The organism is Photobacterium sagamiensis, assembly GCF_050337085.1.
In the GTDB taxonomy this organism is placed as follows: Bacteria; Pseudomonadota; Gammaproteobacteria; order Enterobacterales; family Vibrionaceae; genus Photobacterium; species Photobacterium sagamiensis.
The window spans coordinates 32112-44075 of the sequence record NZ_JAKJSP010000059.1; the positions used below are offsets into that span (position 1 = coordinate 32112).

9 protein-coding genes, 1 tRNA gene and 3 rRNA genes are annotated in these 11964 nt (G+C 47.4%); 3 read left to right on the forward strand and 10 right to left on the reverse strand.

What is annotated here, in order from left to right; genetic code table 11:
* Positions 1 to 34: 34 nt before the first annotated feature.
* Together recC and L4D76_RS23620 are read right to left on the reverse strand one after the other, a co-directional pair.
* The gene (recC, locus tag L4D76_RS23615; RefSeq protein ID WP_428443315.1) at positions 35 to 3475 is read right to left on the reverse strand and encodes an exodeoxyribonuclease V subunit gamma; all 3441 of its coding nucleotides are present in this window, start codon (positions 3473 to 3475) and stop codon (positions 35 to 37) included.
* Positions 3476 to 3680: 205 nt separating this feature from the next.
* Positions 3681 to 4658 (reverse strand): TDT family transporter, encoded by a 978-nt coding sequence (locus L4D76_RS23620; RefSeq protein WP_428443316.1) that lies wholly within the window; start codon positions 4656 to 4658, stop codon positions 3681 to 3683.
* Positions 4659 to 4846: 188 nt separating this feature from the next.
* Between L4D76_RS23620 and L4D76_RS23625 the strand changes: the two genes are divergently transcribed.
* Positions 4847 to 5740, forward strand: coding sequence for a LysR substrate-binding domain-containing protein (locus L4D76_RS23625; protein ID WP_428443317.1), 894 nt, complete (start codon positions 4847 to 4849; stop codon positions 5738 to 5740).
* 7 nt (positions 5741 to 5747) lie between these two features.
* Here L4D76_RS23625 and L4D76_RS23630 read toward each other — a convergent pair whose 3' ends face one another.
* Positions 5748 to 6434, reverse strand: a complete 687-nt coding sequence (locus L4D76_RS23630; RefSeq protein WP_428443318.1) for a DNA-3-methyladenine glycosylase I — start codon at positions 6432 to 6434, stop codon at positions 5748 to 5750.
* An 83-nt stretch (positions 6435 to 6517) separates the two neighbouring features.
* On the opposite strand from L4D76_RS23630, the gene L4D76_RS23635 reads away from it, so the two are divergent.
* Together L4D76_RS23635 and dapD are read left to right on the forward strand one after the other, a co-directional pair.
* Positions 6518 to 6820 (forward strand): YebG family protein, encoded by a 303-nt coding sequence (locus tag L4D76_RS23635; protein WP_428443319.1) that lies wholly within the window; start codon positions 6518 to 6520, stop codon positions 6818 to 6820.
* Between the two features lie 323 nt (positions 6821 to 7143).
* Positions 7144 to 8175: a 2,3,4,5-tetrahydropyridine-2,6-dicarboxylate N-succinyltransferase gene (dapD, locus tag L4D76_RS23640; RefSeq protein WP_428443320.1), complete on the forward strand. Its 1032-nt coding sequence runs from the start codon at positions 7144 to 7146 to the stop codon at positions 8173 to 8175.
* Positions 8176 to 8289: 114 nt separating this feature from the next.
* Here dapD and L4D76_RS23645 read toward each other — a convergent pair whose 3' ends face one another.
* From L4D76_RS23645 to L4D76_RS23675, 7 genes are all read right to left on the reverse strand, one after another.
* Positions 8290 to 8625 carry a DUF2799 domain-containing protein gene (locus L4D76_RS23645; RefSeq protein ID WP_428443321.1) on the reverse strand — a complete coding sequence of 112 codons (336 nt, stop codon included), beginning with the start codon at positions 8623 to 8625 and terminating at the stop codon, positions 8290 to 8292.
* Between the two features lie 78 nt (positions 8626 to 8703).
* Complete coding sequence (locus tag L4D76_RS23650; protein ID WP_428443322.1) at positions 8704 to 9900, reverse strand: MFS transporter; 1197 nt, start codon at positions 9898 to 9900, stop codon at positions 8704 to 8706.
* 168 nt (positions 9901 to 10068) lie between these two features.
* Positions 10069 to 10371 carry a hypothetical protein gene (locus L4D76_RS23655; RefSeq protein WP_428443323.1) on the reverse strand — a complete coding sequence of 101 codons (303 nt, stop codon included), beginning with the start codon at positions 10369 to 10371 and terminating at the stop codon, positions 10069 to 10071.
* Positions 10372 to 11233: 862 nt separating this feature from the next.
* Positions 11234 to 11310, reverse strand: a tRNA-Asp gene (locus L4D76_RS23660).
* Between the two features lie 31 nt (positions 11311 to 11341).
* Positions 11342 to 11457, reverse strand: a 5S ribosomal RNA gene (gene rrf, locus L4D76_RS23665).
* A gap of 80 nt (positions 11458 to 11537) precedes the next feature.
* Positions 11538 to 11653: ribosomal RNA gene (gene rrf, locus L4D76_RS23670) — 5S ribosomal RNA — on the reverse strand.
* Positions 11654 to 11778: 125 nt separating this feature from the next.
* Positions 11779 to 11964: ribosomal RNA gene (locus L4D76_RS23675) — 23S ribosomal RNA — on the reverse strand; the annotation flags it as partial.

Sequence of the window (11964 nt, forward strand, 5' to 3'; positions counted from 1 at the left end):
ATAAGAATGATTTGCTGGCGACCACACTACACCCCTACGATTCTTCCACTGTTTCGCTATGTAAAACGGCAGCCTGTAATATTCGGCTCGCCATTTGTGACGCCTCATTCGCTAGTGTTTCGTTCCATTGCGGCCAAACCCGGGCAATATAATTGTCGGCCCCTTCGCCCGGATAGAGATAGCCGTCATTAAAGCAATCAGCCATCTTCTTGAGTGATTTTTCCAAGGTATCGGCATCATCTTTCCAGCTGCCGTCCCGGCCAATACACGCATTAATACCGGCAAGGGCCGTTTTCGGAAAATACGGTAACGGCTTATTCAAGCCCTGGTAATACAGACTCACCGCTTCTTTGAGGTAAGTATTTGCCTGCTCAGGTTCAACCTTAAGTAAGGTTAAATGATCATCGGTGCCAATCAGGTGAGTGATCTGGCTCTGGCCTCCCGCCGCCAGACAAAGGTGATCGAACCATGCGATTAATAAATCCTGCGCACGAATTTTGCCACTGCGATAACGCACCAGTCCGGCTTGATAACGCTGCTTGAGCCAGCCCTGCAACTGAATCTCTTGCCCTTCGATTTGAAAAGCAATATCCACTTCATGATCATCAAGCGGGCCCGCCAGTAACGGCAAAATTGAATCCGCCAGTGCAATCACCTCGATTCGTGTCGCTTCCAGCTCTAACTCGCCAAACGCCGCTACAGGGACATTTCCCGCCGCCTTCTGCTCTGCTGAAAATTGTCTGAATACGTCATCGTCATTTTGCTGATTCAGTTTGGCATCAAGCAACAACGCCAGTAATTGATCGCGCATCAAATAACTGTCTAAACCGTTAAGCACAAAGGGTTCATCGTCTTCCATCACGCCCATAGGCGGTTCAAAGAACACTTTTAAACGACGATTAAAGAAATAACGCACAGGTAAACGCCAGAATCGCTGTAGTTCAGCCAGATCCAGCACGCGGGTTTGCTCCGCGTCAAGTGACTCTTCATCAAGGGCTGCCAGCTGGAAATCTTTTCCTGCCTCTCCGCCGCGTAAGGCCGCGGGCAACCATTCCACCGCATAGCTGGTTTGCTCCCCCGTAAAGGCATCAGGGCTGAACGGGACTAACGGGTGGTGATGAATTAACTGAGCTTTTATTCGCTCCGCAGAAGCATCGACTGGGAGAGATTCATCACCAGCCACGCAATAACCTTGCTGACAATATTCCACCAGCTCACTGACCAGTACCGACGGCACTTTTTCACTGTTATCCTGAATCGAGCGGCCCACATAACTGATATAAAGGGTTTCCTGTGCCGATTGGATCGCTTCGAGGAACAGGTAGCGGTCATCATCACGACGAGAGCGGTCACCCGCTTTGGTGCGGCCATCCATTAAATCAAAGCCTTCCGGCGCAATATTTCGCGGGTAAGAGCCATCATTCATGCCCAGCAAGCAGACCGCCTTGAAAGGAATAGAGCGCATTGGCATCAGTGTACAGAAGTTAACCTGGCCCGCTAAGAAGCGCTGACTCACCCGCTCGCCCGATAGTTTATCTTGCAGGTACTGGGTCAGAACTGCGGGGGGGATCAATGTTTGATACCCGGCATCATCAAGCTGTTCATGTAAGCGATGTAGGCTGTCACGGATCGATTTAAGGATCAGTTCACCTTCCAGTTCGACCGCTAAGAAATCATCCAATAGCTGATTTAATCGCTCCGTCCAGGCAGTAACCGATTGCGGCTGCGCCAGCTGCTCACGGTAAGAAATCAGGCTATCAATAAAGCTCGCCAACTGACCGGCAAGCTCGGCATCTAATCCCTGTACCTGCTCGTAAGCCGAAATCCCCTCAAATAAACCGGCATCATGAGGCATGGCATAACCCAGCAACATACGCTGAATACCAAACAACCAGGTATTCTGATGTTGCTCCGGCAACTCAAACTGACAGGCTGTCTCTTTATCTAATCCCCAGCGTACACCGGCTTCTTCAATCCAGCGCTTAACTTGCTCAAAGCTATTACTGTCAAAACCAAACTTGCTCATCACCGCCGGCACTTCGAGCAATTCCAGTAATTCAGATGCGTGACAACGACTTTCAGGTAACGTTAGCAAACGCAGGAAAGCCAGCAGAACCGGGTTTTCCTGCTCCGCGGTTCGGTCAGATATGGAAAATGGAATGTAACGATTACCGGGCGCATTACCAAATACCGCCTGAATTGCAGGCCCGTAGGCATTGATATCGGCTACCATCACAATCACATCACGTGGCTTGAGGTTTTCATCAGCATCAAACATGGCGAGCAGTTTGTCATGCAACACTTCGACTTCCCGCATCGGGCTATGACAAGCGTGAATAGACAGGGAAGGGTCATTCGCAGCAACGGGCAACTTATGGTCGCTGGAATCTAAAATATCGTCATTTTGACGATTCTCTAAATTAAGAATATCGGCCTGGATTGAATGCAGCAGCGTATCTGTTTCAATATCCACAAACGCTTCAACTTCCCGGGCTTGCATCTCTGACAACAGATAGAGGTTATCCCGTCCCAGCTTGCCCATTGAAGCCAGCAGACTGTTGCCGACAACATCATTGTGCATATCATCATGTATATTGTCTTCAACGCTGCCTTTAAGCTGCTCGGCTAACTCGCCCTGCTCACTGTGATCATCTAACCATTTCACTTGTAAACGCTGCTTGGCGGCAAGTCGCGCCAGATATTTACGGTCACGGACATCGCCCCAGTAATAACGACAAGGGTTAGTAAACATCAGATGGACATCAATATGCTCGCCCATCGCGGCTAATGCATCAAGGTAGCGAGGGGGTAACGACGAGATACCAAAGACAAACAATCGTTTAGGAAACCCTTCAGGCAAGGTTCCGCTGTGAGTGTAATTCTCAAGTGTATCGATAAAATGCTCATACAAATTGGCACGATGATACGGCGATTGTTCTAATGTTAAGGTATGATCATACAATGCTTGCCACAAAATTGGCTGCCACGGATGTTCCCCCTCTAATTCAGAAACGACTTCACCCGCTTCCCACTGTTGGATCCACTCAGGGCGGTACACTAAGTACTGGTCAAAAATATCTGCGATTTTTTCTGCCAGCTGATAACTTTTCAGACTGTCTTGATCGTGTTCTAAATACCGTTTTAGCGGCTCAAACTCCGGCTTATCCAGCTGCTCAGGCAATACTTCCATCAACTTCCAGGTCATCGCTTCTTTATTGAAAGCACTGCGCTCGGGCACGTCAGCCAACACCTGAGTAAACATTTTCCAGATGTAGGTTGCTGGCAGAGGGAATTCGAGGTTTGCCGCGACACCAAATGATTTCGCCAGCTCCATCTTCAGCCATTGCGACATGCCGGGGCTTTGCACCAGAATTTGTTCTTGTTCGAATGGGTTATCAAGAGGATTGAGGCGGATCAGTTCAACCAGAAGCGATTTCAATAAATCCAGTTGGTTTGAGTGATAAACAGTAAACACGCAGATATCTCACAAAAAGAGAAAGTTACCCTGATTGTCTACCATGATCTTGTTAGCTGCAAACCTAAATTACAAATACAAAAAAGCCCGGCATAACCGGGCAAATCACACTCGCTAAACTTGTAATCTTTAAGCAATCCGCCTAAAAAGCTCGCCAGAACAGTACGGTACACATGAGACTGTACCAAGCGAGACCCGTACGACATTACGCGCTATGTGGAACAGGACTAAAAAGACGTGAAATCGGACGGTAGAAGGCTAAATAACGCAGCGCGACATAAGACACAACGGCCGTCGATACATACAGTTCAATAGTCGCAAGCTGGGAAACTTGATTAACATATTCTTGTGCTACTCCATTTGTTGCCATCCAAGCGGCGGTTTTGAACAGTGCTGTCGCACCAATCACCATTGGGAAGGTAAAAGCGGCATAACCTGGACTGAAGTCTAGGCGCAGCAATCGATAAAACGCCACATAGATAACAAACGTCATCAGTACCGCAATACCTGCCAATAAACCAATGATCACCGGCGATGGACTCTGCTCCACAGTGAGATATCCGGCAAGAGAAAGGCTTGCTGGTGCCGCCATTATCGCAATGGTTGGTTTCGCTGCATCGGGAATTTCGTGGCTAAAGATCAAACGATAAATCATGACCGGTAGCATCACCGCGTATACACCCATACCAAAAATCAACAAGCCTTCAGCGAGCGGACGCAAGACACCACCGGGAAAAGCGACATCCGCCACGATAATGCCAATGGGCGGAACAAACCAACTTGGCACCATATGGTGAAGTTTGAATTCAATCGCACGGTGATAAACGAATAACAGCAGGAAGATCATGTGCAGTATTACCGCAAATAGCCACATCGCTTGTGCAAAATAAGGGGCATACATACCCACGGTTTTTGATACCACCATGATTGCCATGGCAAACGTCGGTACAACGCTACCGACAACAGGGTGAGTCAGATCATTCCACAAGGATTTAGGATGGAAAATAAATTTCGTAATAAGGATCAGTAGCAGTACCGATGCGATGGCGGCTCCAGCCACTTGGCCCGTACCGTTTAGGTCTGCGACATTTTCCCAACACCAGCCAAGACTACCAATACCCAGTGCAAGGCCTGCCATTGGAATGGGGGCACCTGCGACTCTGTGTTTCGTTGCGTTAATCATTATATTTTCTCCGCACTCACCCCAAATATCATGTGTAGCGGTGTAACCGCTTTGGGCTGAAAGCATTAATCTCTGAACACCGGAAGAGTGTATAAAATTTGAAGCATTTATAATAATTGAATATATTTAACTGCACTTTCAGTTTTGCTTAACTTGTTTTTATTACCGATATTAACCAAAGAGATAAAATGAATATTGCGCTGAAGCAACTCAGGGTCTTTGTCACCGTTGCCCAAGAAAGAACGATCACTGCTGCCGCCGAAAAACTGTTTTTATCAAAGCCTGCAGTGAGCATGGCGTTAGCTGAGCTGGAAAGGCAGCTGGATCATAAGCTGTTTGATCGCAATAACAATCGTCTGATCATCAATGAACAAGGTAAGCGCTTGTTACCTTTAGCCGATGAACTGTTGGCTCGCAGCCACGCGATCGAAAACCTATTTGACCAGGCCGGACCGGTCACCGGAAAATTAAAAGTGGGATCCAGTGATACGGTCGGTAATCAGGTAACCCCTTTCCTGCTCCGCGATTTTCGTGCCAGCACCCAACATGCGGATCAGTCGCTGTTTATCTCCAATACGGCACAGATCTGCCACAAACTCAGTGAATTTGAACTTGATGTCGGTCTGGTTGAAGGCAAAGTACAGCAAGCCGATCTGATCACCAAGCCCTGGTTAGACGATGAAATGGTCGTGGTTTGCCATCCGGATCACCCGCTGACTCATATAGACAATTTACGGTTGTCAGATCTGGAAAACTCACAATGGATTCTGCGTGAGCCGGGATCGGGCACTCGTGAGTTTTTCCTTAATCGCATCTCACCGCGGCTGGAGGAGTGGCATCAGGCATTCGAACTCAATACCACTGAAGCGATCATTAACTGTGTGGCGGCCGGATTAGGGATCACTTGCTTATCAAGGCTCGCTATTCAGCACGCGGTCAATGACAAGCGACTGATCTTGCTGGATTTACCTATCGATATGCGCCGCCAGTACTGGTTGATCTACCACAAAGAAAAATACCAGAGCCCGTTATTGACCCTGTTTCTCGACTTTTGTCTGCAATGGCAGTTAAATCCGGCATAAAGAAGAACTACATTCGGTTATCACCAGAGCTGAAAGCAATGATCTGGCTGATCTGACACAGGGGACGGCCCGTTTCCTGCTGCCAGTCATTGAACGCCGCTTGCGTGGCCAAAAGCGATTTTTGCGTATCGCGGCCACCATCAATGATCCCGGTATTGCGTAAATAGGCTTCTACGTCGTGACTCAGAATAAAGGTATCTTTACCCATAACGCGTAGCGTATAGGGGCCGGTATTCCCCCCAAGGCGTTTACCATTACGTTTCAGATAACGCCACAACCCGATAATATCCTCTTGTGGCCAGTCAGCGACCATGGTGGCAAATGAACCATGTGCCAGAGCTGCTTCATGGATCATCTGAGCATTTTCCGGAATGGTCATGACCTTACCTAAATGACGAATAATGGCAGGATCCGTCGCTTTGCGTTCCCACATGTCATTCGGGATCAAGAGCATCTTCTCAATATCAAACTCAAAGAACACCTCTTCAAAATTTGGCCACTTATTGCGAACGACACGCCAGCTCATACCACACTGAAACACTTTCTGAGTAAATGCCGCCAGCCAGCGAGCATCAGAAATTGTATTTAATTCCTGACGACTCAAAGGGGTAGCGAGTAAACTCTCAAGCTCAGCCTCACCTCCCTTTCTTTCTGCTGCTCGGGCATAAATCTGAATAAATTTTTCTCTCACCATCACATTAACACGCTTATCACTGGACAGAAGCCTTTATGCTACTGTATAAACAGCCAGTAAATCAATTTCGGGAGAGGGTGACCATGGCTGTTATCGTCAAATATGTAGTTGAGCGCAACGGAGAAGAAAAGATGACTTTCGCCTCTAAATCCGAAGCCGACGCATACGACAAGATGCTGGATATGGCTGACGATATGTTTACTTTACTAAGCAAAAGTGAACTATTCGAAGATGAAGCTAAACAAGAAGAACTTTCACTGTTCTTAGCACAGAAACGTGAAGAAGTACTGGTTGCATTAGGGGCTAAAAAAGCGAAAGCTGCACCTAAGAAAAAAGTGGCAAAGCCTGAAGTGGTTGAAGATGAACCACAGGAAGATGCTGCTTAATCATCGTTGATGATGACGTCGTTAAGAATAGCGCCGTTTATAAGTACTTCAACATGAATAAACCTCCGAGCCGGAGGTTTTTTTATGCATGAAAAGTACGTTTTCAGCTAATACCAATTCCATTAATTATCTAACTATTCCCGGTCAAAGAGTGAAATTAGTCATAATCTCGTCATTTTTGACTGATTGCTTAGTCAGCCCTTCTATATCATGCCAACTGTCTTTATGATGGTTTTCTATTAATACTTAACGATGAGCTAATTATACAATCTGTCAGATTTACAGATTAGCTTTGAAATTTTTAGGAACGGAGACGATTGATAATGGCTAGCTTTTCACTTGCCTTAGGTACTGCGACTCAAAACCGCGATGGTAAAATCATTGAAGCCTTTTTCCCAACGCCGGCGCTTAACCCGTCAGAAGAACTGGTTAAAGCAGTCGCTGCCGTTGTAGATTACAAAGAAGGCAACCAGGCTATTGAAGTGACTCCTGCTCAGTGCGCAAGCCTTGCTACTGCATTCGAATCTGCAGGTGACGAGAAAAGCGCGCAGTTTGCAGCTAAAGCCGCTCTCTCTTCACAACCATTGATTCTGGTTATTCTTGCGACTGATTCTGCACCGGCATCTGTCGCTGAAGGCTTCCTGAAACTTCAGCTGATCTCTCACCGTTTAGTGCAGCCGCACGGCGTCGTGCTGGATGGTATTTTTGGTCTGTTGCACAATATCGCATGGACCAACCAAGGCCCTATCGATCTTCCAGAGCTGGCAGAACGCCAGATGGAAGCACGCCTGAACGGTGAAGTGCTAACCATCGACTGTGTCGATAAATTCCCGAAAATGGTTGATTACGTCGTACCTGCAGGTATTCGGGTTGCTGATACTTCACGTGTCCGCCTTGGCGCGCATGTCGGTGAAGGTACTACCGTTATGCACGAAGGCTTCATTAACTTCAATGCGGGCACTACAGGTGTAAGCATGGTTGAAGGCCGTATTTCTGCCGGCGTTATGGTTGGTGAAGGTTCTGATATCGGCGGTGGCGCCTCTATCATGGGTACCCTGAGTGGCGGTGGTAAGATGGTTGTTTCTATTGGTGAAAACAGCCTGCTGGGTGCCAATGCCGGTCTTGGTTTCCCACTCGGTGACCGTTGCACTATTGAATCTGGTTTGTATGTCACGGCGGGTTCGAAAGTACGTATGCTAGATGCCAGCGGCCAGGAAGTCGAAGTCGTGAAAGCACGCGATCTTGCCGGTAAATCAGATCTGCTATTTCGCCGCAACTCTGTAACCGGTCAAATCGAGTGCCTGACCAACAAGAGTGCAGTTGAGCTGAACAGTGAGCTACACAGCAACAACTAAGTTCAGACACTCAACGCTGAATAACAAAAAGGCTGCAATCGCAGCCTTTTTTAATATGATTATACCCAAACCCCCTCTGAATCTCGCATCTTGAGGTGGTTTGGGTATAGAGTGTCAGTAGCCGCGGTCAATCACACTGTAGCTACTCTTGCTTTCCTTTGATTTGATACATTCATTTAAGTAGCCCTGATTTATCACCGTCGAGACTTGTTGACGACCCGTACAGTAATCAAACCGGCCTTTCAAGTATCCCGCCCGATAAGTTTCGTACTCGGTCTCGGTTAATGCTCCCAACTCCGACAGGCGATTATTATTAAGCTCTCGGTAGCCCTGCTCTCCGTGGTAAGATCCTAATTGCAGCCACTCTTTATTCGCAGATAATTCTGCCTCATACCGAGCCGCACAACCAGACAGCACGATCAGGGCAACTAACATCGTTAACCTCAGCATACTAATTCCCCCTACCAATACGTTTATACTTAGTACTTGTTATTAAGTAAGTATGGCTCAAAGAATTAAACTGCGATGTTAATTTAGAGCCGCGGCCGCTTGTTTACCGCTTTCACTTTTCGCACCAACAGCAACCAACATTTGTCCGATAAAGGCAGCAACCAATAGCACCACACCTAAGTGCCAGGGCTGACTAAGACCCGATTTCAGCAACATACTGCTGATTAGCGAGGCTGACACCATCTGACAGGCTCCAGACAATGCTGAAACGGTTCCCGCACGGTTACCATAGGGAATTAATAACAGCGACTGTGCACATGGGAATGCCATACCATTTGCCATTGCCAGCAAAAAGTGTCCGGCACTGACCCACCCAGCAGAAACCGGGGCAATCATCAGTACCAGTCCGGCAAGTAAGTGGATCAATGGCGCTAACTGGAGGATTTTCTGGGTGCCAACAACAGGCCGAATTCGCTGGCAGATCACCCCGCCAGTCAGCATGCCAAAGGCAGGGATCATCGCCCAAAACGCGTATTGATCGGAACTCATCCCAATCTGAACCTGCATAATGAAAGGCATCAGAGAAATAGAGATCACAACCAGGGAGAAATTGATCCAGCCAATTCCGGCAAAACTCAGGAAGTGACGTTCACCCAGCAGAGTAAAATAAGAGAGAACAAGCTTACCAACGGATTGAGGACGTGAAGAGTGACTCAGAGTTTCGGTAAAAGTGAATACCAGCACCAGCCAAATCAACGCGATATAAACCAGCAATAACATAAATACTGCTAGCCACCCCCAGTAGTGGTTTACCATACCGCCAATAACTGGCGCGACGATAGGGGTAAAAGCAGCAACAATAGCAACCCAGGTCATCGCTTTCACCAGATTCTGATTTTGGTAGCTATCACGCATGGTTGCCCTGGCAAGCACCGCAACACTACCGGCTCCAAGCCCTTGCACAAAACGTCCGGCTAACAACCAGGAAAAACTATCTGCGTGGGTAACGGCCAGTACCAGCCCCAAAAGTGCAATAAGCAAACCGGAAAGCAAAACAGGACGTCGGCCAAATACATCCGATAAGGGACCATAAATAAGCTGTGACGGGCCAAAACCCAGTAAGTAGCCCGATACTAATAATTGAACCTGATCTGCACTCAGCTGAAGATCCTGTGCGATCCATGGTAAAGACGGAAAGACTAAGCCGAGACTCAGCTGACCAATACTGACGATCAAACAAGCCAATAATAAAGGTTTCCAGTTAAACCTTTCCATATATCCCCTTTTTATACCAATACCCGACTCTCCATTATGCACGTTACAGGTAAAACTATTAGCAGCAAGCACTTAAGGAATAGTTTCCTGTTAGGACGTAATCTGGGTTTTCATTAAAAAAGCAGCTTAGCCAAAGGCGTAAGCTGCTTATTTTAATATAATAAATAGTTAGATTTTACTGATCGTATAGGTTAACGGATTAGATACTGAAAACTTACTGCCTGATGTTTCAACATTGCCTTGCTTCATCGCAACAAGTACTTCTTTTTGTATTTTCACAACCGAGAAAAACCTCACAATCATAAAAACGATAAAGACAGGCATAATGATCTGGGTTATCGGGACTGATTGCAGCACAAAATCATTGATTAGCCAAATAGCCAGCATCAGCAGCATAATATAGAGGGAATTGGGCTTCAGTACGATCTTCACATCATCAGGCGTTTCTATTCGTTCGTAGAAAAACTTCATGGTCATTGCCTATCATCAAAAATTGCCCTAACCCTCTCACACTTATTCATCAGATGACAAGATCGGAATGCCCGGTTGAAGTTTTGAGTTGTAACAAAGGATAAAAGGAAGGTGGTTAGAGTAGCGAGAGGCGGGGCTCTAGGGGGGTCATAGTGCGCTGCACTACACCTTGTCATCCTCGAGGCTCGAGATTATCGGGGATCCATCGCTCGTTGATCCACTGTGGCTATGGATTCCCTATCTCGCTCGTGCCTCGCTGTAGGGAATGACGAGATTCTTGCTTGTGTTCAAACGTAAAAAAGCCCCAGTCGTTAGACTGAGGCTTTAATAAGTGGCGGAGTGGACGGGACTAGCCATTCCTTGAAACCAGCGCGCGCCCCCGGCGTGACAGGCCGCTAAGCTCTCCAATAAAAAGCCTAACCAACTGAACTACCACTCCGCGGTGTCTATTTACATTGCTACAAACGTAAAAAAGCCCAGTCTTTCGACTGGGCTTCTCTAATAAATGGCGGAGTGGACGGGACTTGCCATTCCTTGAAAYCAGCGCGCCCCCCGGCGTGAMAGGCCGCTAAGCTCTCCAATAAAWAGCCTAACCAACTGAACTACCACTCCGCGGTGTCTATTCACATTGTTTCAAACGTAAAAAAGCCCCAGTCGTTGGACTGAGGCTTTAATAAGTGGCGGAGTGGACGGGACTTGCTACTCCTTGAGATCAGCGCCCCCCGGCGTGACAGGCCGCTAAGCTCTCCAATAAAAAGCCTAACCAACTGAACTACCACTCCGCRGTGTCTATTCAGTKYTAATTTYCATTTWYTAYRGACGTAAAAAAGCCCTAATCTTTCGATTAGGGCTTCTTCAATAATGGCGGAGTGGACGGGACTCGAACCCGCGACCCCCGGCGTGACAGGCCGGTATTCTAACCAACTGAACTACCACTCCGCAGTGTCTATTCAGCATAAAGCWATTTGGMRCCTGGCGATGACCTACTCTCACATGGGGAGACCCCACACTACCATCGGCGCTACTATGTTTCACTTCTGAGTTCGGCATGGGATCAGGTGGGTCCATAGTGCTATGGTCGCCAAGCAAATTCTTTGTTTTCAGCAAAGCTGAAATATCAATCTTTATACAGTTCACGTTTATAGCAACGTAAACTTAAATTTGGCGCCTGGCGATGACCTACTCTCACATGGGGAGACCCCACACTACCATCGGCGCTACTGCGTTTCACTTCTGAGTTCGGCATGGGATCAGGTGGGGCCACAGCGCTATGGTCGCCAGACAAATTCTGTTTATTCCCGGCMWWMGCCGAAAATAGCAATCTTGGAAAGTTAACTAGTTTTTCAARTCGTTCTCAAACACCATTCAAGTGCTTATGGAGTCCAGTTAAAACCCCTTGGGTGTTGTATGGTTAAGCCTCACGGGCAATTAGTACAGGTTAGCTCAATGCCTCGCAGCACTTACACACCCTGCCTATCTACGTCGTAGTCTTCAACAACCCTTTAGGATACTTATAGTATCAGGGATGACTCATCTCAGGGCTCGCTTCCCGCTTAGATGCTTTCAGCGGTTATCGATTCCGAACTTAGCTAC

Bases quoted from the DNA above. Each gene is read 5' to 3' on its own strand.
- L4D76_RS23620 (WP_428443316.1), bottom strand. From the start codon at position 4,658: ATGATTAACGCAACGAAACACAGAGTCGCAGGTGCCCCCATTCCAATG.
- L4D76_RS23625 (WP_428443317.1), top strand. From the start codon at position 4,847: ATGAATATTGCGCTGAAGCAACTCAGGGTCTTTGTCACCGTTGCCCAA.
- L4D76_RS23630 (WP_428443318.1), bottom strand. From the start codon at position 6,434: ATGGTGAGAGAAAAATTTATTCAGATTTATGCCCGAGCAGCAGAAAGA.
- L4D76_RS23635 (WP_428443319.1), top strand. From the start codon at position 6,518: ATGGCTGTTATCGTCAAATATGTAGTTGAGCGCAACGGAGAAGAAAAG.
- dapD (WP_428443320.1), top strand. From the start codon at position 7,144: ATGGCTAGCTTTTCACTTGCCTTAGGTACTGCGACTCAAAACCGCGAT.
- L4D76_RS23645 (WP_428443321.1), bottom strand. From the start codon at position 8,625: ATGCTGAGGTTAACGATGTTAGTTGCCCTGATCGTGCTGTCTGGTTGT.
- L4D76_RS23650 (WP_428443322.1), bottom strand. From the start codon at position 9,900: ATGGAAAGGTTTAACTGGAAACCTTTATTATTGGCTTGTTTGATCGTC.
- L4D76_RS23655 (WP_428443323.1), bottom strand. From the start codon at position 10,371: ATGAAGTTTTTCTACGAACGAATAGAAACGCCTGATGATGTGAAGATC.